Raw genomic sequence first — 22,982 nt, 5'->3', positions numbered from 1 at the left:
GCTCGGCCGCGGCGCCGTCCGCCGCGGCCGGGGCCGCGGCGTCGGGGGCGGCCGCCGCCTCGCCCTGCTCGTGCTCCTGCTCGAACTCCAGCGCCACGGCCGCGAGTTCCTGCAGGTTCTCGATCCGGGTCTCGTCCTGCGGGTCCGTGGACGCCTGCAACTCGGCGAGGTAGCCGGTGCGTTCCAGGACGGCCTCGAGGATCGTGGCCGGTCCGGCGCCGGACTCGACGACCGTCCGCAGCTCCTCCATCAGCACGTTGAAGCGCTTGACCGCGTTCGCCGACCGCGCCGCCATGCCGTAGGCCTCGTCGACTCGGCGCAGGGCCGCGGGGAAGCTGATCCGCTCGCGCTGGGCGAGCGCCTCGATCATGGCCTCGGCGCGGTCGCCGATCCCGCGCTTGGGCACGTTGAGGATGCGGCGCATCGGCACCGAGTCCTCCGGGTTGGCGAGCACCCGCAGGTACGCCAGGACGTCGCGGACCTCCTTGCGCTCGTAGAAGCGCACGCCGCCGACGACCTTGTAGGGCAGGCCGACCCGGATGAAGATCTCCTCGAAGACACGGGACTGGGCGTTGGTCCGGTAGAAGACCGCGACGTCCCCCGCCCTCGCGTCGCCGGCGTCGGTGAGCCGGTCGATCTCCTCGGCGATGAACTGCGCCTCGTCGTGCTCGGTGTCGGCGACGTAGCCGGTGATCGTCGTGCCGGCGCCGGCGTCGGTCCAGAGGTTCTTCGGGCGGCGGTCGGCGTTCCGCTCGATGACGGCGTTGGCGGCGCTGAGGATGGTCTGCGTCGAGCGGTAGTTCTGCTCCAGCATGATCGTCGTGGCGTCCGGGTAGTCCTCCTCGAACTGGAGGATGTTGCGGATCGTCGCGCCGCGGAAGGCGTAGATCGACTGGTCGGCGTCACCCACCACGCACAGCTCGGCGGGGTCCGCGCCCTCGCCGCTCGGCCCGACCAGCTCGCGCACCAGGGTGTACTGGGCGTGGTTGGTGTCCTGGTACTCGTCCACCAGCACGTGCCGGAAGCGGCGGCGGTAGTGCTCGGCGACGTCGGGGAACGCCTGGAGCAGGTGGACCGTCGTCATGATCAGGTCGTCGAAGTCGAGGGCGTTGGCCTCGCGCAGCCGCTGCTGGTACAGCGTGTACGCCTGGGCGACGTTCCTCTCGAAGCCGTCGGCGGCGGTGCCGGCGAAGGTCTCGTCGTCGATCAGCTCGTTCTTCAGGTTGGAGACCTTGGCGCTGAACGACTTCGGCGGGAAGCGCTTGGGGTCGAGGTCCAGGTCCCGGCAGACCAGCGCCATCAGCCGCTTGGAGTCGGCCGCGTCGTAGATCGAGAAGGACGACGTGAAGCCGAGCCGCTTGGACTCGCGGCGCAGGATGCGGACGCAGGCGCTGTGGAAGGTCATCACCCACATCGCCTGGGCGCGCGGGCCGACGAGGTCCTCGACGCGCTCCTTCATCTCGCCGGCGGCCTTGTTGGTGAAGGTGATCGCCAGTATCTGGCCGGGGTGCACGCCCCGGGTGGCCAGCAGGTGCGCGATGCGGTGGGTGAGCACCCGGGTCTTGCCGGAGCCGGCGCCCGCGACGATGAGCAGCGGGGAGCCCGCGTGGACGACGGCGGCGCGCTGGTTGTCGTTCAGCCCGTCGAGCAGCGCGGCGGGGTCGACGGCGGGGCGCGGGGCGCCGTTGCGGTAGTACGCGTCCCGGTCGGCGGGCGCGTCGTACCGGCCCACGAACAGGCCGTCCGGGATCGGCTCCGGGGCACTGTCCTCGGGCGGCGGCGGCGCCTCGTCCGAGGGCGCCGAGAGGTTCGCCAGGAAACTGTCGTCAAAGAGGCTGCTCATCGCCGTCGAGTCTAGGCCGCCCCACTGACACTCCGGGCCGGAACGGGTCACAGCCCGTACGGCACAAGGGGTGTGATCCCGTCCACAGCGGTGGCGGTCCGCCTCGGGGCCGGTCGGGAGACGCCCGGCCGCACACCCGCCGGCGCGCTGCTCGCCCCGTCCCACCCGTCCCAGCGGTCACGCCGGACGCGCATCGATCGCCTCTCGCCCCGCGGGCGGTCGTCCGCGACCCGTCGGCGGTCGCATTCGGTCACTACCGGACATCGCGCCGCATCCTCCGGCGCCCCGGGTCTAGCGTCCTCCACCAGTGGCCGGCTACCCACCTCCGCCCCGCTCCGCGTAGGGGCGGCAGCCGGCCACTACCACCAGGACGTCCGGCTGCGGTCTGCTCCCCCTGTGCGGGCCGCCGCCGGACGACAGGACGGGAGAGACCCGTGGTCGAGCACCGAAAACCCAAGCCGCTCCTGCTGGCCGTGGACCGCCTGGGCGGCACGACCGCCCGCACCGCGACCGCCCTCACGCTCGCCGGGGCAGCCGGCGCCACCGCCCTCGGCGGGACCGGGCACGCGGACCCCGCCCCGACGCCCGCACAGATCAAGAGCCGCGTCGACACCCTCCGGCAGGAGGCGGAGGTCGCCACCCAGGACTACAACGGCACGCGGGAGAAGGCGGACCGGCTGCGCGAGCAGCTCGACGGGCTCCGCGACGAGGCCACCCGCCGCACGGCGAAGCTGAACACCGCGCGCAACGCGCTCGGCTCGCTGGCCACGGCGCAGTATCGTTCCGGCGGCGTCGATCCCGCGGTGCGCCTCGCGCTCTCCTCCGACCCGGACAACTACCTGGAGCGCTCCGCGCTCGCCGAGCTCGTCCGCGGGCGGCAGGCCGCCGCCGTACGGGACGTCCAGCGGCAGGTCACCGACATCCAGCGGATCAGGGCGACCGCCGACGACCGGGCCGACGACCTCCGGCAGCGGCAGACCGAGCTCACCCGCCACAAGAAGCGGATCACCGCGAAGCTGGCCGCCGCGCAGGACCTCCTGGACCGGCTCTCGCCCGCCGACCGCGCCGCTCTCGCCGACGGCCCCGCCACGGGGGCGGCCGACGGCTCCCCGCGCGCCTCGCGGGACTCCTCCGGACCCCGCGCAGGCGTCCCCGCGCCCAGCGCCCGCGCGGCCCAGGCGGTCTCCTTCGCGTACGCCGCCCTCGGCAGCCCGTACCGCTGGGGCGCGAGCGGGCCGGACGCCTTCGACTGCTCCGGCCTCACCCAGGCCGCCTGGCGCGCCGCGGGCGTCGGCCTGCCCCGCACCACCTACACCCAGATCAACGCCGGCCGCCGCGTCTCCCAGGCCGATCTCGCCCCCGGCGACCTGGTGTTCTTCTACAGCGGCCTGTCCCATGTCGGCCTCTACGTCGGCAACGGGCAGATGATCCACGCGCCCAACTCCACGGCCCCGGTCCGGCTGGCCCCCATCGACCAGATGCCGTTCGCGGGCGCGGCCCGACCGGTGTAGGCGCGCGGCGCCGGGGCCGGGCTCCGGGGCCGGTTCAGACCAGGCGGCGGGCCGTCGCCCAACGGGTCAGCTCGTGGCGGTTGGAGAGCTGGAGCTTGCGCAGGACGGCGGACACATGGGACTCGACCGTCTTGACGGAGATGAACAGCTGCTTGGCGATCTCCTTGTAGGCGTAGCCGCGGGCGATCAGGCGCAGGACCTCGCGCTCGCGGGTGGTGAGCCGGTCGAGGTCCTCGTCGACCGGGGGCGCGTCGGTGGAGGCGAAGGCGTCGAGGACGAAACCGGCGAGGCGGGGGGAGAACACCGCGTCGTTGTCCTGGACCCGGAAGACGGAGTCGACCAGGTCGGTGCCGGTGATCGTCTTGGTGACGTAGCCCCGGGCGCCGCCGCGGATGACCCCGATGACGTCCTCCGCGGCGTCCGAGACGGAGAGCGCGAGGAAGCGGACGGGCTGCTCGGTGTCCACCATCAGCGGGGCGCAGCGGCGGAGCACCTCCACACCGCCGCCGCCGGGCAGGTGGACGTCGAGGAGGACGACCTCGGGACGGGTCGCGGTGATCACCGCGACCGCCTGGTCGACGTCGGCCGCCTCGCCGACCACCTCGACGCCCGTCACGTCGGTCCGGCCGATCTCCGCCTGGACACCGGCCCGGAACATCCGGTGGTCGTCGACGAGGACCACCCGCGCCCGGCGCGGGCCCGGCTCCCCGGCGGCCGGGCGGTCGCCTCCGGTCGCGCCGCCGTCGGGCCCCTCGGTGCTTCGGCTGTCTTCCTCGGTCATGCGTCGCTCGCCGCCCTTTCCATCTCCAGCTCGACCTCCGTGCCCCCGCCGGGCACCGAACGCAGCCGCGCCGAACCGCCGTTGCGCTGCATCCTGCCGATGATTGATTCTCTTACGCCCATCCGGTCCGGGGGAACGGCGTCCATGTCGAAGCCGGGGCCGCGGTCGCGGACGGAGACGAAGACCGTCTTGCCCTCCACCTCGGCGAAGACCTGGACCGCACCGCCCTCGCCACCGTACTTCGCGGCGTTCACCATGGCCTCGCGGGCGGCCTGCATCTGGGCGCTGAGCCGGTCGTCGAGCGGGCAGTCGCCGACGACGACCACCTCCAGCGGGACGCCGTGCTTGTCCTCCACCTCGGCCGCGGAGCGCTTGACGGCCTCGGCGAGGGTCTCCGGCTCGTCGTCCGCGTCCTTGCCCGTGCCCTCCGGCTTGTACAGCCAGTTCCGCAGCTCGCGTTCCTGGGCGCGGGCGAGGCGGCGGACCTCGCCGCCGTCGTCCGCGTTGCGCTGGATGAGGGTCAGGGTGTGCAGCACCGAGTCGTGCACATGGGCGGCCACCTCGGCGCGCTCCTGGGCGCGGATGCGCATCAGCCGCTCCTCGGAGAGGTCCTGGGTGATGCGGATGAACCACGGTCCGGCCAGCAGGGCGATGCCGACGAGGACCACCAGCGCCGCCTGGAGGACCGAGCCCAGATGCGGGCCCTGCCCCTGGAGGACGAAGACGGTGGTGACCCCGATGCCGACGAGCAGCACCCCGGTGGCGGCCCGGGCTACGGCCCGCACCCGCTTGCGCCGGCCGACCGCCATCCACCGCGCCCGGCGGGCGTTGTCCGCCTGCCGCCAGACCAGCGCGACGCCCGCGCCGACGAAGAGCATCGGCAGGACGTACGCGTGCGCCGCCGCGCCGATGTCGATGCTGCCGATGAACACGGCGGCGAGGACGACGAGCGCGAGCAGGGCGAACAGCTGGCCCTTGTCGGGCTTGCGGGTCAGGATGCGGCGGCGGTCGGCGACCGGGTCGTCGTCGACCCCGCCGAAGCCGAGGGGGACGAAGAACCAGAAGGCGGCGTAGAGGAGCGCGCCGAGGCCGTTGGCCAGGAAGAGGCCGGCGAACACGATGCGCACCCAGCCGACGGGCAGCCCGAGATGACCGGCCAGACCGCGCGCGACGCCGCCCAGCCAGCGGCCCTCGCCGCTGCGGTACAGCTTGCGCAGCGGAGGCTGCTCCTCTTCGGTGACGCTCGTGACTCCCGGCATGGCCCGATCGTCACACGGGCCGGGGCAGGGGCACATCAGGGTTGGACCCGAACACATCCCTGATCTTCCCGGGGGGTGTCGGGGGGTCCGGAAATCAGGGTCGGGCCAGGGTCGTCCCCGGTGCCGCCGGGGACCGCCGAGCGGCACGATGGAGCCATGGACGAAGACACGAGCACGGGCGGCCCGGCGGGCACCACCGGCCTGCGGGACGGGGCCGGCCCGCGCTCCACCGGATCGCACGCGGCGCCCCCCGCCGGCGCGGCGGGCGGCGGGCCGCCCGGCCCGCCCCCGCTCCGCCGCGAGCAGCGGCACAAGCTGCTGGCCGGGGTCTGCTCCGGCCTCGCCCGCCGCTGCGACGTCGACCCGGTGATCTTCCGCATCGTCCTCGTCGTGCTCTCCGTGACGGGCGGGATCGGGCTGGTCTTCTACGGCTTCGCCTGGCTGTTCGTCGCCGCCGAGGGCGAGGAGGACACCGAGGCGCGCCGCCTGCTGTCCGGCCGGGTCGACGGCAGCGCGCTCACCGCGCTCTTGTGCGCCCTGGTCGGTCTCGGCCTCTTCCTCTCCATGCTGGACGAGCCCGGGATACTCTCCTTCGCCGTCATCCTCTCCCTGCTGGTGGCCGGCGCCGGCTACTGGTCCGAGCAGCGCCGCAGGCATCCGCAGGTCACCGACCCCGTGACCGCCCAGACCGTCGCGGACGCGCCCCCCGAGACCAAGGCGCCCCCCGCCCCCGGAGCCCCGTCCTGGTGGCGCGACCCGATCGTGAAGGACGGCCGCACGGGCTACGTCTGGGGGCCGCTGTCGCCTGAGGCCCGCGGCCGGGACATGGACGCGGCGGTGTACCTCTCCACCCACCCCTGGGAGAGCGAGCGGCGCCCGGCCTCCTGCGGGAGCGGCGCCCGGCCGTCGACGTCCACCGGCGGCGGTGAGCGCCCGACCGCCGGCTGGGTCCTCCTCGCCGCCGTCCTCGCGGGCGTCGCGGGCGCGGCCGGGACGTGGGACGGCGGGCCGCTCGGCACCAGCCTGCAGACCGGTTTCGCCTGCGCCCTGGCCGTCCTCGCCCTGGGGCTGGTGGTCAGCGCCTTCGCCGGCCGGCTCGGCTTCGGGACGATCCTGCTCGCGCTGGTCACCGCCGGTCTGACGGCCGCGGCCTCCGCCCTGCCGAAGGACATCTCCACCCACTGGCAGGACCGGTCCTGGACCCCGGCGACCTTGGCCCAGGTGCGCCCCGCCTACGACGTCGGCACGGGGTACGGCCGGCTCGACCTCAGCCGGATCGACCTCACCGGCGACCGCACGGTGAGCACCTCGGTCGACGCCGCCGCCGGGATGATCGAGGTGACGGTCCCCGCGGACGCGACCGTCCGGGTGGACGCGTCGGCCGACCTCGGCTCCGTCGCCCTGCCCCCGGGGGACGACGCCGTAGCGCCGACGGCGCCCACCGCTCCGACGCCACCCGCCGCTTCCACGGCACCCTCCGCTTCGGCACCACCCGCCGCCTCGGCGCCACCCTCCGCTTCGGCGCCTCCCGCGGCCCCGGAGGCCCCCGCGGCTCCGGAGACCCCCCGGAGCGACCTGCCGGCGAAGGACATCGACGTCCGGATCGACCAGCGGCGCACCGTCACCCTCGTGCCCCCCGGCGGCGCCGTGGCCGACGGCGGGACGCTCGACCTCACGCTGACCATGGGCGTGGGACACGTGGAGGTGCACCGTGCACAGTCATGAGTTCCAGCCCGGCCGGCTGCTCACCGGGCTCACGCTCCTCGCCGTCGGGGTCGTCTACGGCGGTGACGCGTTCGGGCGCTGGGAGGCCCCGTGGTGGACGGCGGTCCCGCTGACCTTCGCCGGGCTGTTCGTCGCCGCGGTGGCGGCGTTCACGACCTACCGGGTGCGCCTGCGGGCCCGTAGCCAGGCGTCCACGGAGAACACCGAGGCCCCGGCCAGCAGCAGGGTCAACCAGCCCATGAGATAGGGGAGGTCGTTGCCGTAGTAGTAGGGGTCGCTGGACCAGCTCCAGGTGAGCCAGAGGCTCAGCGAGATCAGGGCGCCGCCGAGCGCGGCGAGGCGGGCGAGGAGGCCGAGCAGGGTGCCGAGGCCGACGGCCACCTCGCCGACGGCGATGGCGTAGCCGAAACCGACCGGTTCCTTCAGGGCGAGGTCGATCAGTCCGGGGACGGCGGAGCTGTCGCGCAGGCCCCGCATGATCTCGCCGATGGACTCGGGCCCCGAGGCGGAGAGGAAGGCGCTGTCGGTGAGCTTGTCGAGGCCCGCGTAGACGAAGGTGACGCCGAGGAAGAGCCGCAGCGGGAGCAGGGCGTAGCGGGCGGCGGTGTCCTTCAGACCGCCGCCGGGGCCGCCGCCGGGGCCGCCGCCGGGGCCGGGTCTGCCCCGGCCCGCGCGGTCACCGGGCCCCCCGCGGCCGCCACCGTCCGCGTCGTCGTAAGTGGTGCCCTGGGTGCCGGAATGCCTGCCGTGGCTCATGACTGCCGCCGCCTCTCGCCGGCCGGCACCCGTCGGCACCGGTCCGCATCGGTTCACGCCGTTCGTCGGACCATACGTACGACGTCTCCTACCCGCTCAGCGGCGGGCGGACCTTCGGCGGCGGCCGGGCGGGCGAGCGGGTCAGGGGGGCGCACCTGGGGGCCCGGGGCGGACAGGGCGGGGCGGGCGAGGCGGGCCGTCAGTCGGTGACGTCGATGGTGCAGCGGTTGGTCTCCACCCCCGCCGCGGTGATCACCTGCACCTCGACCCGGCCGGGCTCGACGTCGACCGGGACCGGGACGGTGAGCAGGGCGTCGGTCGGGTTGGTGAACCCGCCGGTGACCGGCACCAGCGGGACGTGCACCTGCACGGTGCCGATGCGGACGGCCATCCGCGCCAGCCGGTCCGGCCCCTGCGCCCCCGGCGGCACGAACCCGGCGCCGCGGATCTCGATGTCGTCGCCGGTCCGGATCGGCGCGTCCAGGTCGCCGGCCTCCCGGGCCCGCACCACGGAGTGGATGACCGGGCGGCCGCCCTCCGCGTACTTGCCCGCCAGATACGTCGCCGCGGAGACCGCGACCAGCAGGGCGAGTCCCCACGGCAGATCGGGGAGCTGGTCGGGCCGGCGGGCGAGGCGGACCGCCGCGAAGAGCACCGCGGCCCCGCTGACCAGGACGTACTGCACGTCGGAGAAGTGGCCGCGCCCGCTGTCGTCGGTGAGTAGGTCGGCGGCGCGCGGCCGGTCCGCGCGGACCTTCTGCAGCCGCCGGTCCAGGACCCGCAGCGCGACGACCCGCCGCACGAAGACGGCGATCGCGCAGGTCAGCGCGAGGACGGTGACGAGGCCCGCGCCGCGGGCCAGGTCGAGGCCGGCGATCAGGTCGTCGCGCCGCCCGTGCCGCGAGGCGCCGGCGAGCTGCACGGAGAGCACGAGCACGGAGAACACGGCGAGCAGCACCCAGGCACCGGCGACCGCGCGCGACGTGGAGAGCCGGTTGTCCTCGCCGATCACGGGCGCGAGCAGCCCGCCGCGGGCCCGGTGGAAGGTGGCGGCGGCGCTCAGCAGCGCCGCCGTGACCAGTGCGGCGACGAGCCCGGCCGTCCGGGAGAGGGTCCAGCCGGCCCCGATCGCGGTCAGCGCCTGCACCAGGAGCAGCACGACGACCGCGCCCCAGACGACGACCAGGGTGAGCCGCCACAGCCGGCCGAGCCAGACCTGGCCCTCCTCGCGCCCGCGCTCGGCGACCCGCCGCGCGGACTGGCTCAACTCGTCCGACACCCACTGCCGGCTCGCGCCCGCGGAGTGCGCGACGGCGGTCGGCAGCCCCCGGCCGGAGGCCAGCTCGTCGCGCCGGGCCGTGAACTCGGCCACCGCGCGCCGGTGTCCCTCGCGGGCGCCGTGCGGGCAGTCCCCGCAGGTGCAGCCGCCGCCGTGGGCACTCCGTCTCGCCTCTTGCACCGCCACGCGTGACTGCCTTCCCGCACCGATCCTCGTGAACTTGCCTGCCGTGCACGGGAATTGTGCCGTACGGCACAGGGGGGACCGAACCCGCCCCTTACCGGACAGAGGATGTCGGGTATCGCTGTCAGGCTGGTCCCATGACCATCCCACCCCTGAGCTGGGCGGACTTCGAGGCGGCGCAGCCCGGGTTCGCCCGCACCGTCCGGGACCGCTTCGCGGCGTACACCCACCACACGCTGGCGACCCTCCGCAGAGACGGCTCGCCCCGCACCAGCGGCACCGAGGTGACGATCCGCTTCGGGGAGGTGCTGATCGGCTCGATGCCCGGTGCGGTGAAGGCGCTCGACCTGCTCCGCGACCCCCGGCTGACCCTCCAGGCGAACCACGGCGAGGGCGACACGATGGGCGGCGGCGACGTCCGGGTCGGCGGCCGGGCGGTCGAGGTCGGCGAGGACGAGGAGCTGTTCGCCCGCTGCCGCGAGGAGGTGGGCGCCCCGGCGGGTCCGTTCCACCTGTTCCGGGTCGAGTTGTCGGAGGTGGTGCGGACCGCCGTCGAGGGGGACGAGCTGTGCGTCACGCTGTGGCGGCCGGGCGCGGAGCCGCACACGTTCCGCCGGAAGTGACGGGGGGACCCGGGGGGGGCGGGGGGGGGGACGGGGGGACGCAAGGACGGGAGCGGCCCCCGGGGACACACCCCGGGGGCCGCGCGCTGAACGGTGCCGGCTCACGCCGGCGGCCGGACTACTCCCACTCGATCGTGCCCGGCGGCTTGCTCGTCACGTCGAGCACCACCCGGTTGACGTCCGCGACCTCGTTCGTGATCCGCGTCGAGATCTTCGCGAGCGTCTCGTACGGCATCCGCGTCCAGTCCGCCGTCATCGCGTCCTCGGAGGAGACCGGGCGCAGGACGATCGGGTGGCCGTAGGTGCGGCCGTCGCCCTGGACGCCGACGGAGCGGACGTCGGCGAGCAGGACGACCGGGCACTGCCAGATGTCGCGGTCGAGGCCGGCCGCGGTCAGCTCCTCGCGGGCGATCGCGTCGGCCGCGCGCAGCAGGTCCAGGCGCTCCTTGGTGACCTCGCCGACGATCCGGATGCCGAGGCCGGGGCCGGGGAAGGGCTGGCGCTGGACGATCTCGTCGGGAAGTCCCAGCTCCTGGCCGACCATGCGGACCTCGTCCTTGAAGAGCTGCCGCAGCGGCTCGACGAGCTGGAACTCGATGTCTTCGGGGAGCCCGCCGACGTTGTGGTGCGACTTGATGTTCGCGGTGCCGGTGCCGCCGCCGGACTCGACCACGTCCGGGTAGAGGGTGCCCTGCACGAGGAAGGCCACGTCGGCCCCGCCCTCGGCGATGATCTCGGCCTGGGCCTGCTCGAAGACCCGGATGAACTCCCGGCCGATGATCTTTCGCTTCTGCTCCGGGTCGGAGACCCCGGCGAGCGCGGTCAGGAACCGCTCCTCGGCGTCGACGACCTTGAGCTGGACGCCGGTGGCGGCCACGAAGTCCTTCTCGACCTGCTCGGTCTCGCCCTGCCGCATGAGGCCGTGGTCGACGTACACGCAGGTCAGCTGGGAGCCGATGGCCTTCTGCACCAGCGCGGCGGCGACCGCGGAGTCGACGCCGCCGGACAGACCGCAGATGGCGCGCTTGTCGCCGACCTGCTCGCGGATCGCGGCGACCTGCTCCTCGATCACGTTGCCGGTGGTCCAGGTCGGGGTGATGCCCGCGCCCCGGTAGAGGAAGTGCTCAAGGACCTGCTGGCCGTGCGTGGAGTGCATGACCTCGGGGTGGTACTGGACGCCGTAGAGCCGCTTCTCGTCGTTCTCGAACGCGGCGACGGGGACGACGTCGGTCGAGGCGGTGACGGTGAAGCCCTCGGGGGCGGCGCTGCAGGCGTCGCCGTGGGACATCCAGACCGGCTGCTCGTCCGGGGTGCCCTCGAACAGGGTGGAGCCGGACTTCGAGACGTGCAGCGGGGTGCGGCCGTACTCGCGGGCACCGGTGTTGTCGACGGTGCCGCCGAGCGTCGTCGCCATCAGCTGGAAGCCGTAGCACATGCCGAAGACGGGGACGCCGGCCTCGAAGAGCGCGCGGTCCACGCTCGGGGCGCCGTCGGCGTAGACGGACGACGGGCCGCCGGAGAGGATGATCGCCGCCGGGTTCTTCGCGAGCATCTCGGCGACCGGCATGGTGCTCGGCACGATCTCGCTGTAGACCCGGGCCTCGCGGACGCGGCGGGCGATGAGCTGGGCGTACTGGGCGCCGAAGTCGACTACGAGAACGACGTCCGGGGCGGGGGGCGCTGATGACACGGGTTCGCGGCCTTCCGGCGTAGCAGAACGGGGTTTGTCCCACGGTGTGTCGTCGATTCTAACGGTCCGGGCACTTGTGCTTTCGTCTCACCATCCGAACCGCCGACCGGCCCGGCTTGGCCCGGGCGCCCTCCCGGGTCCATACTTCTCGCCATGTTCGAGCACCCGCGCGTCTTCGCGTTTACCTATGGCACCGGCCCGTCCGGCTGTCATGGTCGTGCTGCTTGAACCCTTAGGAACAAGCACTTCCACAGGAGCCCCGGGCCGGTCAGGCCGCCCGGGGCTCCTGTCGTTCCCCGCTCCCGGCGGCCGCCGGCTCTCCCGCACCCACCCGAGGAGATCCCATGAGCAGCACCACCCCCGCCGGCAGCACGATGGAGCGCACCGGCGCCCGCACCGACGACGCCGCCGCGCTCATCGGCGGCGCACGGGAGCGGATCGACGCACTCGACGACCGGATCATCGGCCTGATTCAGGAGCGGCTGGCCGTCTCGGCCGTGATCCAGGAGGCGCGCATCACCTCCGGCGGCCGCCGGGTCAACCTCAACCGCGAGATGGCGGTGGTGTCCCACTACAGCGACGCGCTCGGCCGGCAGGGCGCCGCACTGGCGCTCACCCTCCTGGAGCTGAGCCGGGGGCGCCTCTGAACACGGTGCGGCGGTCGCGTGTACGGGTCACCCGTACGGCCCCGTGACCGGGGCCTGCGGCCCCTCGTTGAACCGTCGCAACAACAACCACGCGTGGCTTGCGCCGGAGCGATGAGGCGTACGGGTGATCGTGACCGTACGCCGTGGGACCTCGCTCCGGGACGGTGACCGGACGGCAGGGGACAGCAGCCCGGTCATCGCAAGGACCGGCCGGCCCCGGGGACGCCCGGGGGCGGCCGGTCCACCTTCGCGGTACGGGTCGCCAGCACTGCCCTGTGTGACGCAGGACACATAAAGATCCTGTGAAAATAGGGCAACCGTTCCCTCACGTCACCGGTCTTGCATGCGGAACTTCGGCCACGCCTCTCACCTGGGGCAGCGCCCCTACCCGCATCGAGGACGACAACATGAAGCTTCGCCGTGCCATGGCCGCTGCGGCGGCGACGGCCGTCATAGCCCCGCTCACCCTGCTCGCGGCTCCCGCCGCGTACGCCACCGACCCGGAGCCGTCCGCCTCGGCGACCGAGTCCGCACCGGCGCCCGTCGAGCCGTCGCCGAGCGCGTCGGTGACGAAGCCGGCCGAGCCGGCGCCGTCCACGTCCGCGAGCGAGTCCGCCCCCGCGCCGAGCGCGAGCGCCTCCGCGACCGCCTCGACCCCGCCGGCCCCGTCGGCCAGCGCCTCCGCGTCCGCGTCCACGTCCGCCTCGGCGTCCGCGAGCACCTCGGCGTCCGCCTCCGCGTCCAGCACCGCGACCACCCCGTCGGACTGGGACCAGGAGGAGTGCCCCACCAACGACGAGGGCATCGACGAGGAGAGCGCCCTGGAGCTCTCGGTCAGCGGCCTGCCCGGCAAGATCGTCGCGGGCAGCGGCTGGCACGGCTTCACCCTCAACGCCGCCAACACCAGCGACAAGGCCCTCGGCGAGGTGCAGTGGTTCGCCGGTATCGACGGCCTGGAGGACGACCTGGCCTCCCACGTGGAGCTGCAGGTCCGCAACCCCGCCACCAAGGCCTGGGAGTCGCTGTCCGGCGACGAGCTCGTCCCCGGTCTGATCTTCGGTGCGACCAGCCTGGACGCCAAGAAGACGGTCGCCATCGAGCTGCGCGTCGACATCGACGCCAAGGCCCCGGCCGGCGAGAGCTTCGCGCTCGGCTTCGGCGGCTACCTGAACGAGGACGAGACCTGCGTCCACACCGCGTTCGCGTACTACGGCTTCGAGGTCCTGGCCGCCGGCTCGGACAACGAGAACCCGGGCGAGGCGAAGCCGACGAACCCGCCGACCACCCCCGCCCCGAACCCGCAGGGCAGCACCAGCCCCACCCCGATCCCGGCCACCGGCGAGCTCGCCGAGACCGGTTCGGAGTCGTCCCTGCCGGTCATCGGCATGGTCGGCGGTGTCACGATTCTCGCGGGCGCGGGCGTCGTCTTCGCGATGCGCCGCCGCTCGGCGAACGAGGGCTCGCACGCGTAAGCACACGCGCTGACGGCTGACGAGAGGTCCTGCACTCGGAGGGGGGTGCAGGACCTCTCGCACGTCCGGGGTCAGGTCCGCGGGCGGACCTCCGGCATCCCCAGGAACGGCAGGTCCAGCGCCCCGAACGCGCCCGCGGGGACGGCCGGCTCCTTCGGCGCGACCGGCGCGAGCCGCCGGTAGGGCGCGTCCTGGGCGGGCCGGGTGTCGGCCTCCCCCTTGTTGGGCCAGTACGCCATCGCCCGCTCGGCCTGGGCGGTGATGGTGAGCGACGGGTTCACGCCGAGGTTCGCGGAGATCGCCGCGCCGTCGACCACGGAGATGCCCGGGTGCCCGTAGAGCCGGTGGTAGGGGTCGATGACGCCGGTCTCCGGGGAGTCGCCGATCACGCAGCCGCCGAGGAAGTGCGCGGTGAGCGGGGTCCCCATGAGCTCGCCGATGTTGGATCCGGCGAAGCCGTTGATCTCCTCGGCGACCAGGCTCGCCGCGCGGGAGGCGGCCTCGATCTGCTTCGGGTTGGGGGCGCCGTGCCCCTGCCGGGCGGTCAGCAGGCCGCGGCCGAGCCCGCCGGGCTTCAGGTAGGTCGTCAGGGAGTTGTCCACGGACTGCATGACCAGGCCGATGATGGTCCGCTCGGACCAGCGCCGGTTGGACAGCGAGCGGGCCGCGAGGAGCGGGTGCCGGGCCATGCCGGCGAGCCAGCCGCGCACCCGGTGGGCGCCGAACGGCACCTGGAGGATCGACAGGCCGCCCATCGCGTTGGAGCCCTTGCCGTAGCGGACCGGCTCGATGTGGGTGTCGGCGTCCGGGTGGACGGACGAGGTGATCGCGACGCCGCGGGTGAAGTCGACCCGGTCGACGCCGTGCTTCGCGCGGTAGCGGCGGTCGGTGGTCTGGGAGCCGACGAGCGCCTCGGAGTTGGTGCGGGTCAGCTCGCCCAGGCGGTCGGAGAGGCGGGGCAGGTGGCCCGCGGCCTTCATGGAGTGCAGCAGCGTCTGCGTGCCGTACGTGCCGGCCGCGACGACGACGTGCCGGGCGCGGAGGACAGTGGCACCGCTGCCGCCCCCGCGGCGCGCACCCGCGCGGGACGCGCTCCCCCGCCGCGCACGCCCGCGCCCCTTCGACGCGGACCGCCCGGTCGGTACGGTCAGGACCTCGAAGCCCTCGCCCGAGGGGTGCTCGCGCACCCCGGTCACCGTCGTCATCGGCCGCACGACCGCACCCGCCCGCTCCGCGAGGTACAGGTAGTTCTCGGTGAGGGTGTTCTTCGCGCCCTGCCGGCAGCCGGTCATGCAGGAGCCGCACTCGGTGCAGGCCGTCCGCGCGGGACCCGCCCCGCCGAAGTAAGGGTCGCTCACCTGGACGCCGGGCCTTACCCGCGGACCGCTGCCGTCCGCGGCGGCGTCGTCGCCGTCGCCGAAGAAGACCCCCACCGGGGCCATGTGGAAGGTGTCCCCGACCCCCATGGCCTCCGCGGCCGCCCTCAGGTGCACGTCGGAGGGGGTGACGGTCGGGTTGAGGCGGACGCCGAGCATCCGCCGGGCCTGGTCGTAGTACGGGCGCAGCTCCTCCTGCCAGTTGGTGATGGAGCCCCACTGCGGGTCCTGGAAGAACGGTGCGGGCGGCACGTACAGGGTGTTGGCGTAGTTCAGCGAGCCGCCGCCGACGCCCGCCCCGGCGAGCACCATGACGTTGCCCAGGAGGTGGATGCGCTGCAGGCCGTAGAGGCCGAGGCGGGGGGCCCAGAGGTAGTTGCGGACGTCCCAGGAGGTCCTGGGGAGGGTGTCCGGGGTGAAGCGGCGGCCCGCCTCCAGGACACCGACCCGGTAGCCCTTCTCGGTGAGCCGCAGGGCGGTGACCGATCCGCCGAAACCGGAGCCGATGACGATCACGTCGTGGTCCCACCCGGAGTCGCCCTCGCCGGGCTCCTCGGGGGCGCGGTCTCGGGCAGGGGTGTCCTCGGGCATGTGCTCTCCTCGTCGAGAACCGTGCGGGTGGTGGGGGGCTCAGCGCAGGCGCAGCGCCTTCATCGCCTTCAGGCCGCGGGTCATCAGCTCCGCGTACCGCTCGTCGTCGAGGCCGTGCGAGGGGCCCATGGGCAGCAGCCGCTGGTGGGCGACGGTCTGCGCCTCGGTGTACTTGAGGATGCCCTCCGCGCCGTGCCGGCGGCCGAGGCCGGACTGCTTCATGCCGCCCATCGGGGACCGCGCCGAGCCGTAGGCCGGGGCGTAGCCCTCGTTGATGTTGACGGTGCCGGTCCGCAGCCGGGCGGCGATCGCGTGGCCGCGCCCGGCGTCGCGGGTCCAGACGCTGGAGTTGAGGCCGTAGGGGGTGCCGTTGGCGCGCTCCACGGCTTCGTCCTCGTCGTCGAAGCGGTAGACGGAGACGACCGGGCCGAAGGTCTCCTCGGTGCAGACGGCCATCGGCGGCTCGACGCCGTCGAGGATCGTCGGCTCGTAGAAGTACGGGCCGAGGTCGGGGCGGGGGCGGCCGCCGGTGAGGGCGGTGGCGCCCTTGGCGACGGCCTCGTCGACGTGGGCGGTGACCGCGCGCAGCTGCGCCGGGCCCGCCAGGGAGCCCATGTCGGCGCCGTAGGCGAGCGCGCCGCCCAGGCGCATGGCGCGGGTACGGGCGACGAAGCGCTCCAGGAAGGCGTCGGCGACCGAGGAGTGCACGTAGAGGCGCTCGATGGAGATGCAGAGCTGGCCGGCGGTGGAGAAGCAGGCGCGGACGGCGCCGGCGGCGGCCTTGTCGATGTCGGCGTCCCTGAGGACGAGCATCGCGTTCTTGCCGCCGAGCTCCAGCGACGCGCCGACGAGTCGGGCGGCGGCCCGCTGGGCGACCTCGCGGCCGGTGCGGGTGGAGCCGGTGAAGGAGACGTAGTCGGCACGCTCGACGACCTCGGGGCCGACGACGGGGCCCTCCCCGAGCACGATCTGGAAGACGGCCGCCGGCAGCCCGGCCTCGATCAGCAGCTCGCGGCCCCACAGGGCGCTCAGCGCGGTCTCGGTGTCGGGCTTCATGACGACGGCGTTGCCCGCGAGGAAGGCCGGCAGGGCGTCGCCGACGGAGAGCTCGAAGGGGTAGTTCCAGGGGGCGATCTGCCCGACGACGCCGCGCGGCTGGTGGAGCTCGGTGACCTTGGTGAGGCCGGGGACCGCGCCGATGTGGCGCTTGGGCCGCAGGTAGCGGGCGGCGCTGCGGCCGTAGTGCCGCGCGGCCACGACGACGCTCTGCACCTCCTCGTGGGCGTGCATCCGGGTCTTGCCGGTCTCCAGCTGGACGATGTCGAGGATCTCGGCCTGCCGGGCGAGCACCAGGTCGTGGAAGCGGAGCGCGATCCGCGCGCGGGTGCGCAGCGGGACGGCGGCCCAGGCGGGCTGGGCGGCGCGGGCCCGCGCGAAGGCGGCCTCGACGTCCTCGGGCGCGGCCTCGGGGAGGTCGGCGAGCGGCTCGCCGGTGAGCGGGGTGTGGCTGCGGGTGGTGCCCGAGCCGAGCACGCCGCGGGTGAGTCGGGCGACCAGGTCCGGGGTCACCACGTCGGCGGCGGTGCGCGCCCCGGCGGGGGCGGCCGCGGCCGGGTTCGAGGCGGTGTCCTGCGCGTCCGTCCGAGTGACCGTCGAGTCCGTCATGGGCCGAGCGTATGCCCGGTGGACCCGTTTGGGTACCCGTGGGTAACGAGGGTTTGGGGCGCCGCCGTCACCTCAAGGCATCACGCCAGTGAACGCTGGCAGCAAAGTGCCTGATCAGGGCAATCGTTCACCGCCGGGACGCCGCCTCGGACGGCGTGGCCGCCGGCCGCGAACTCGTCGGACCGCCGCCGGTGGCCGTCGCCGTGCTCGTCACCGTCCGCACCTCCTGCCCCGGCCGCCCCGCGTTGCGGTCGAGCAGCAGCGCCCCGGCCGCCACCGCCGCCCCGCCGATCGCCGCGACCAGCGCGGCGGCGACCAGCGCCAACCGGTACCGCCGCGGCGGCGGCCCGGGCACCTCGACCTTTACGGGGACGGGTATCGCGACCTGCGCGACGCCGGGGAGGGGCAGGGGCAGCGGAAGGGCGAGCGGGGCGGGGTCCGGGAGTGCGCCCGGCGGGCCGGGGGCGGGCCGGCGCGCGGGGGCGGGCGGGGCGTGTTCGTCGGGGTCGTGGGGGCCGCGCGAGGCGTGCGGGGCGTGGGCGGCGTCCCGCGCGGGGGCGTGGCCGGGCGGGGCGTGGGGGGTGGTGCCGGTGAGGGTGAAGGCGAGCAGCAGCCGTTCCGCGCCCGCCGCGTCGAGCCTCCGCGCGGGGTCGCGGTCGAGCAGTCCGGTGACGACCGGGAGCAGCGGTCCCGCGGCGGCCGGGGGCCGGATCTCGCCCAGCACCACCGCGTGCAGGACGCCGCTGAGGGAGTCGCGGTGGAAGGGCGTCTCGCCCCCGCTGAGCGCCGCGCAGAGGAGCACGCCCAGCGACCAGAGGTCGGCGGCGGGCCCCGCCGCGGCCCCGGACATCCGCTCGGGCGCGGTGTACTCGGGGGAGCCGACGAACGACCCGGCCTCCGTGATCGTCGCCGCGCCCGGTAACTGGGCGATCCCGAAGTCGGTGAGGACGACCCGGCCCGTGCCGTGCTCCAGGAGGACGTTCGCGGGCTTGAGGTCGCGGTGCAGGACGCCGAGGTCGTGGGCGGTGCGCAGCGCGGCGAGCAGGGAGAGGCCGATGCGGGCGGTCTCGGCGGGGGTGAGCGGCCCCGCGGCGGCGATCCGCTCGGCCAGGGTCGGGCCCTCGACCAGCTCCATGACGATGTGCGGGCGGCCCTCGTCCTCCACGACGTCGTGCACCACGATGACGTTCGGATGCCGCACCTGGGCGACCGCCCGCGCCTCGCGCAGGGTGCGTTCGCGGTACCAGGGGGTGTCACGGGAGCTGTCGGTGATCAGCTCCTTGACGGCCACCTCGCGGCCGAGCAGGTCGTCGGTGGCGCGCCAGACGACGCCCATCCCGCCCCGGCCGAGCCGCTCCCGCAGCCGGTAGCGGCCGCCGACGACCCGGCCACCGGTGGACTCGACGCCCCGCTCGTTCCCCTCGTACGCCATGCCCCCTTCATGCCCGGTAGGACGCGAAAGCCTGCTCGAAAACGTCCGCCACTTCCGACTGCCGCGCCTTCGGGCCGCGCACCTGGACGACGTGGTAGCGGCCGTCGACGATCATCACGCCGTTGTAGGCGACGGTGTCGCCGCCGCGGCCGCCGCCCCAGGTGTACTGGCCCTCGGCCATCCGCCGGTCGCCGACGCCGATCTCCTTCACGCCCCGCATGCTGGTCCACTGGGCGTCGCGGAACGCCTGCAGCTCCCGCTCGTGGTCGCTCTGGTAGGCCGCCGGGCCGTCGCCGTACTCCGCGACGCTGTCGCGGCCGGGGACGACGATCAGGTCGAGCTTCCCGTCGGTGTACGTGACCTGGCCGAGCGCGTTCTGCCCCTGCCGGTCCCAGCCGCTGGGGACGGCGAGCTGGAACTTCTCCAGGTCCTTGCGGAGCACGAAGCCCTCGGGGAGCGCGGTCCGCTCGGGGGCGGGGGCGGTGGTCTGGGGGGCGCGGCTGGGGGCGGGCGCGGGCCCGCCGTCGTCCGGGGACGTGCCGGCCGTCGGCTCGGCGGCGCTCGGCCGGGCCGAGGGGCCGCCGCCGATGCCCTGGGGGCGCTGCCCCTCGGCACCGTCCTGCGAACCGGCCTTCGGCATGAGGAACATCGCGTAGGCGACCGCCCCGGCGAGCAGCAGCAGGACGCCCGCGAGCAGCCAGCGGCCGAGCGAGCGGGGCGCGGCGGAGCGCTGCCTGCCGCGCTTGTGCCGGCCGTGCACCATCGTCCCGCGCGGCCGCTTGACCATGTCGCCCCGGCGGCGGACGACGGGCAGCCGCCCGATCCCCGCGCCCAGGGCGTGCGGGGGCGGCGTGGAGGGCAGCGGCACCAGGCGCACGCCCGCCTCGGGCTCGGGCGCGGAGCGCACCAGGGAGCGCAGCCAGCCGCGCAGCTCCTCGACGTCCGGCCGCTCGGTGGGATCCGCGCGCAGCAGGGACTCGACGACCGGGCGCAGCGGCCCGCACTCCTCGGCGAACGCGGGCGGCTCGGCGCAGACCAGCTGCACGAGTTCGGCGGCGGAGTCCTCCGGGTAGGGGGCGTGCCCCTGCACCGCGCGGAACAGCAGCGCGCCGAGTGCCCAGAGGTCGGTCGCCGGGCCGACGGGCGGAGCCAGCTGCCAGTTGCCGTGCACCGGGCCGGCCTGCTCCGGCGCCCACCGCTCGGTCACCGGGCCCACGACCGCCATCCGCGCCTGCCGCGCCCGCTCGGCGGCGAGCGGCGTCGCGGGCCCGCGCAAGGGCGCGGCGGGACGGTCCCACGGGGCGGGGCCCGACGGGTGCGGCGCGGACTGCGGGGGCGACTGCTGCGGGACGTACGGCCGCGCGAGCGTGTGCGGCTGCGGCTGTGCGGACTGCGGCGGCCGGGGCGACTGCTGCGGGTGCGGGGCGGTCCGCTCCAGGCCCGTGCCGGGCCGCTGCGGGGCCTGCTGCGGCGGGCCCGGCCTCGGGCCGGGCTGCTGCGGCCCGGGGTACGCCGTGCCGGGCTGCTGCGGGGCCGGGAGGGCCGGCCGCTGCCCGCCGTCCGGTTCGGGCCGCCCGCGCTGCGCCGGCGGGGCGGCGGCCGTACGGCCCGCGACGCCGTACGGGTCGGCGATCCGCTGCGCCTGGCCGGGCAGTTCACGGACCGGCTGCGCGCCGCCCTGCGGGGTCCCGGAGCCGCGCTGGGCCTCGTTCACCCGCGCCGCGGCCCGCGCGCCCGCGCGGTACGCGGCGATGGCTCCGGCCCGGGCCGCGCGCACGTCGGCCGCGTCCGGCAGCTCCGCCCGCGCCGGCCGCATCTGCGACGCGGCGGCGGGCGACGCCGGGGCCGGCAGGTTCGGCGCACCCGACACACCCGGCGCACCCGACGCACCTGACCCACCCCCGCCGCCGCCGGGCTGCCCCGACTGCTGCGGCACGGGCTGCGGCGGCGCCGGCGGCCACTCCCGCGCCGGGCCGACCACCGGCCGACCCGCGTACGGGGCCGGAGCACCCTGCGCGGGCCGCTGCCCGGATCCGGCGCCCGCCGCCCCGACCCCCGGCGGCCACGGGCGCGCGGGGCCCTCGGCCTGGCCGTCATCGGACGGAGCACCCGGGGCGGGCCGCCGGTCCGGTCCGTGGCCCGACGCCGCGCCACCCGGCTGCCGGACCCCCGCGGTCGGGCGGTCGGCGTACGCCGGCCCCGCGGCCGGGTCCTGGCGTGGCTGCGCGGGGCCGGGGCCCTGCGGTCCGCCCGCGTCCCGGCGCGGACCGGCCGCCGGGCCGGGGACGGCCGACGGGCCCGGGACGGACGGCCGGGTGCCTGACGGTCCCTCAGGGGCGTTCGCCTGCGGCGCGACGCGCTCGCCGTCGGGCTCCGGGCGCGGGTCGTACCCGCAGAGCGCCTCCTCCGCCGCGCCCGCGGCGAGCCCGGTGAGCATGACGCGGCCGTCGTCGCAGACGAGGACGGTGCGGGCGGTGATGTTGCGGTGGGTCCAGCCGTGCGCGTGCAGGACGCGGAGGGCGACGAGGACGTCGTGGGCGACCTCGGCCGCCCGGTAGGGCGAGAGCGGCCGCTCGGCGAGGAGCGCGGCGAGCGGCCGGGCGGCGACCCGCTCGCTCACGACCCAGAGCGAGCCGCCGTCCTCGAAGACGTCGAAGACCTGGTCGAGGCGCGGGTGGTCCGGGATGGCCGCCGCGGCCTGCGCCGCCTCGATGGCCCGCCGCACGGCGGGGTCGGCCGCCCGCCGCGTCCCGCCCCGGACCGCCGTCCTGACCCCGGCGGAGGACCCCGCGGGCCCCGCGGGCCCAGCGGGCCCACCGGACCCGTTGGACCCGCCGGGCTCGCCGCGGCCCGGCCGCCCGTCGAGCACCTCCGCGTCGACGACCTCCGGCAGCGGCACCTGGCGGACCAGGACCTCCTGCCCGCTGTAGGTGTCGAACGCCTGAGCCTCGCTCAGCTCGTACGCGTCGGACGGGGGCAGCGGCAGCCGGTAGCGGTCGGCGAGGACCCGACCCGCGTACTCGTCCACGAGGCCTCCCTGTCCGCGCGGCGGTCAATTCCGTTCGGCTACCGAGCCGTTGAGGGCTCAGTCGCGCACGTACGGTTCACGGACACTCACCATACGTGCCGTGGCGGGCCGGTTCCCAGGTCTTGGCGAGTTCCCGATGTCACGACTTGGGGGTGAAGGTGCGGGTGAACGTCTCCCAGGTGTCGCGGCGCTGGTCCCCGTCCCAGCCGTCCGCCTTGGCGGTGTAGAAGAGGGCGTAGGCCTGGCGGGAGTTGACGATGAACCCGCGGTCCACGGAGCGGTACTTCACGCCGCCGGAGACGAAGGTGAACTCCCAGTCCGCCGTCTTCCACCCGCGGAAGTCGACGGCCTCTATGCGGATGCGCTCGTACTGCTGGTACCGGCCCCGTATGACCGTCTCCTGGTTGCGCCAGTCCGCCACCGGGTCGGGCTTGGGCGTGGAGGTGTAGGCGACGAGGAGCCGCTGGCCGTCCGGACCGCTGAAGCGCGCTCCGGTGGCGCCGGTCGAGGTGTACTTCCAGCCCGCGGGCAGCCCGATGCTGAAGCCCTGCCGGTCGTCGTGGGTGTCGACGACGGGGGCGCCCCGGCCCTGCCCGCCGTCGGCGGAGGGCTTGCTGGGCTTCGCGGACGGCTCGTCGCCTCCCTTGCCGTCCTCCGTGCCGCCGGCGCCCCGGTCGTCGCCCTTGCCGGACTCCTCCTGGCCGGAACCGTCCTTGCCGGAACCGTCCTTGCCGGAGTCGTCCGAGGCGTCGCCGGAGGGCTTGGCGTCGGTGCCCTTGTCGTCGCCCTGCCCGCCGGAGGCCCCGCTCGACGCGGCCTTGTCGTTCGACGTGCCGCCGGCCGGATCGTCGTCGCCGAGGGTGAAGAAGAGGACGGCTCCGAGCACGGCGAGGACCACGACCACGGCGGCCGCCGCCAGGACGCGGGGCGACACCTTTCCGGCCACGCCGGCCCGCTGCACCACGGGCTCGCGCGGACCGGGGACGGCGGGTCCGCCGGCGGAGGCCGACGCGGCGGTCCGGTCGGGGCCGAGTCCGGTGGACGGCGAGGCGGCGGTGGCCTCCGGCGCCGCCGGGACCCGCGGGTCGGCGGGCGGGGCGTCCGCGGGGGCCGCCTCCGCG

At 75.2% G+C, this 22,982-nt stretch carries 16 protein-coding genes and 1 pseudogene; 6 read left to right on the top strand and 11 right to left on the bottom strand.

The features are described 5' to 3' along the window. The coding region (locus ACFWEG_RS20840; protein ID WP_387217219.1) for a UvrD-helicase domain-containing protein at nt 1–1,843 on the bottom strand (1,843 nt) is incomplete at its 3' end. A 434-nt stretch (nt 1,844–2,277) separates the two neighbouring features. Here ACFWEG_RS20840 and ACFWEG_RS20835 point away from each other — a divergent pair. Further along, nucleotides 2,278–3,354 carry an NlpC/P60 family protein gene (locus tag ACFWEG_RS20835; protein ID WP_387217217.1) on the top strand — a complete coding sequence of 359 codons (1,077 nt, stop codon included), beginning with the start codon at nt 2,278–2,280 and terminating at the stop codon, nt 3,352–3,354. 34 nt (nt 3,355–3,388) lie between these two features. On the opposite strand, the gene ACFWEG_RS20830 is transcribed toward ACFWEG_RS20835, so the two are convergent. Together ACFWEG_RS20830 and ACFWEG_RS20825 are read right to left on the bottom strand one after the other, a co-directional pair. Further along, nucleotides 3,389–4,135, bottom strand: a complete 747-nt coding sequence (locus ACFWEG_RS20830; protein ID WP_387217215.1) for a LuxR C-terminal-related transcriptional regulator — start codon at nt 4,133–4,135, stop codon at nt 3,389–3,391. Then, nucleotides 4,132–5,394 carry a PspC domain-containing protein gene (locus ACFWEG_RS20825; RefSeq protein ID WP_387217212.1) on the bottom strand — a complete coding sequence of 421 codons (1,263 nt, stop codon included), beginning with the start codon at nt 5,392–5,394 and terminating at the stop codon, nt 4,132–4,134. Before ACFWEG_RS20825 ends, ACFWEG_RS20830 begins: the two co-directional genes overlap by 4 nt. Nucleotides 5,395–5,550: 156 nt before the next feature. On the opposite strand from ACFWEG_RS20825, the gene ACFWEG_RS20820 reads away from it, so the two are divergent. Then, a complete protein-coding gene (locus ACFWEG_RS20820; protein WP_387217210.1) occupies nt 5,551–7,119 on the top strand; it encodes a PspC domain-containing protein in 1,569 nt (522 codons plus the stop codon). After that, on the top strand, nt 7,106–7,366 hold the full coding sequence (locus ACFWEG_RS20815) for a hypothetical protein (RefSeq protein WP_387217209.1): 261 nt from the start codon (nt 7,106–7,108) through the stop codon (nt 7,364–7,366). The genes ACFWEG_RS20820 and ACFWEG_RS20815 overlap by 14 nt, the downstream gene beginning before the upstream one ends. Here ACFWEG_RS20815 and ACFWEG_RS20810 read toward each other — a convergent pair. Further along, a complete protein-coding gene (locus tag ACFWEG_RS20810; protein ID WP_387217207.1) occupies nt 7,276–7,875 on the bottom strand; it encodes a DoxX family membrane protein in 600 nt (199 codons plus the stop codon). The two genes, ACFWEG_RS20815 and ACFWEG_RS20810, sit on opposite strands and share 91 nt — an antisense overlap. Nucleotides 7,876–8,074: 199 nt before the next feature. Next, nucleotides 8,075–9,340: a hypothetical protein gene (locus ACFWEG_RS20805; RefSeq protein ID WP_387217205.1), complete on the bottom strand. Its 1,266-nt coding sequence runs from the start codon at nt 9,338–9,340 to the stop codon at nt 8,075–8,077. Between the two features lie 134 nt (nt 9,341–9,474). Here ACFWEG_RS20805 and ACFWEG_RS20800 point away from each other — a divergent pair, with 134 nt between their 5' ends. Next, a complete protein-coding gene (locus ACFWEG_RS20800) occupies nt 9,475–9,960 on the top strand; it encodes a pyridoxamine 5'-phosphate oxidase family protein (RefSeq protein WP_387217203.1) in 486 nt (161 codons plus the stop codon). 118 nt (nt 9,961–10,078) lie between these two features. Here the strand turns inward: ACFWEG_RS20800 and guaA are convergent, their stop codons facing one another. Further along, nucleotides 10,079–11,650: a glutamine-hydrolyzing GMP synthase gene (gene guaA, locus ACFWEG_RS20795; protein WP_387217200.1), complete on the bottom strand. Its 1,572-nt coding sequence runs from the start codon at nt 11,648–11,650 to the stop codon at nt 10,079–10,081. Between the two features lie 344 nt (nt 11,651–11,994). Here guaA and ACFWEG_RS20790 point away from each other — a divergent pair, with 344 nt between their 5' ends. Then, nucleotides 11,995–12,297 (top strand): chorismate mutase, encoded by a 303-nt coding sequence (locus ACFWEG_RS20790; RefSeq protein WP_387217198.1) that lies wholly within the window; start codon nt 11,995–11,997, stop codon nt 12,295–12,297. Between the two features lie 407 nt (nt 12,298–12,704). Next, the gene (locus ACFWEG_RS20785; RefSeq protein WP_387217195.1) at nt 12,705–13,769 is read left to right on the top strand and encodes an LPXTG cell wall anchor domain-containing protein; all 1,065 of its coding nucleotides are present in this window, start codon (nt 12,705–12,707) and stop codon (nt 13,767–13,769) included. Between the two features lie 71 nt (nt 13,770–13,840). Here ACFWEG_RS20785 and ACFWEG_RS20780 read toward each other — a convergent pair whose 3' ends face one another. From ACFWEG_RS20780 to ACFWEG_RS20760, 5 genes and pseudogenes are all read right to left on the bottom strand, one after another. Next, nucleotides 13,841–15,736 carry a GMC oxidoreductase gene (locus tag ACFWEG_RS20780; protein WP_387217193.1) on the bottom strand — a complete coding sequence of 632 codons (1,896 nt, stop codon included), beginning with the start codon at nt 15,734–15,736 and terminating at the stop codon, nt 13,841–13,843. Nucleotides 15,737–15,775: 39 nt separating this feature from the next. After that, nucleotides 15,776–17,401 carry a succinic semialdehyde dehydrogenase gene (locus ACFWEG_RS20775; RefSeq protein WP_387217190.1) on the bottom strand — a complete coding sequence of 542 codons (1,626 nt, stop codon included), beginning with the start codon at nt 17,399–17,401 and terminating at the stop codon, nt 15,776–15,778. Nucleotides 17,402–17,528: 127 nt separating this feature from the next. Then, entirely contained in the window at nt 17,529–18,833 is a 1,305-nt protein-coding gene (locus ACFWEG_RS20770; protein ID WP_387217188.1) for a serine/threonine-protein kinase, read from the bottom strand. A gap of 7 nt (nt 18,834–18,840) precedes the next feature. Then, nucleotides 18,841–21,861 carry a protein kinase gene (locus ACFWEG_RS20765; RefSeq protein ID WP_387217186.1) on the bottom strand — a complete coding sequence of 1,007 codons (3,021 nt, stop codon included), beginning with the start codon at nt 21,859–21,861 and terminating at the stop codon, nt 18,841–18,843. A gap of 139 nt (nt 21,862–22,000) precedes the next feature. Beyond that, a pseudogene (locus tag ACFWEG_RS20760) lies at nt 22,001–22,982 on the bottom strand (serine/threonine protein kinase); the annotation flags it as partial.

This window comes from Streptomyces sp. NPDC060194 (assembly GCF_042728285.1).
Classification (GTDB): Bacteria; Actinomycetota; Actinomycetes; order Streptomycetales; family Streptomycetaceae; genus Streptomyces.
This window is presented reverse-complemented; position numbering and strand designations above follow the sequence as displayed.

Coding starts and splice junctions, on each gene's coding strand:
- ACFWEG_RS20830 (WP_387217215.1), bottom strand. CDS start 4,135: ATGACCGAGGAAGACAGCCGAAGCACCGAGGGGCCCGACGGCGGCGCG.
- ACFWEG_RS20825 (WP_387217212.1), bottom strand. CDS start 5,394: ATGCCGGGAGTCACGAGCGTCACCGAAGAGGAGCAGCCTCCGCTGCGC.
- ACFWEG_RS20820 (WP_387217210.1), top strand. CDS start 5,551: ATGGACGAAGACACGAGCACGGGCGGCCCGGCGGGCACCACCGGCCTG.
- ACFWEG_RS20810 (WP_387217207.1), bottom strand. CDS start 7,875: ATGAGCCACGGCAGGCATTCCGGCACCCAGGGCACCACTTACGACGAC.
- ACFWEG_RS20800 (WP_387217203.1), top strand. CDS start 9,475: ATGACCATCCCACCCCTGAGCTGGGCGGACTTCGAGGCGGCGCAGCCC.
- ACFWEG_RS20790 (WP_387217198.1), top strand. CDS start 11,995: ATGAGCAGCACCACCCCCGCCGGCAGCACGATGGAGCGCACCGGCGCC.
- ACFWEG_RS20785 (WP_387217195.1), top strand. CDS start 12,705: ATGAAGCTTCGCCGTGCCATGGCCGCTGCGGCGGCGACGGCCGTCATA.
- ACFWEG_RS20780 (WP_387217193.1), bottom strand. CDS start 15,736: ATGCCCGAGGACACCCCTGCCCGAGACCGCGCCCCCGAGGAGCCCGGC.
- ACFWEG_RS20775 (WP_387217190.1), bottom strand. CDS start 17,401: ATGACGGACTCGACGGTCACTCGGACGGACGCGCAGGACACCGCCTCG.
- ACFWEG_RS20770 (WP_387217188.1), bottom strand. CDS start 18,833: ATGGCGTACGAGGGGAACGAGCGGGGCGTCGAGTCCACCGGTGGCCGG.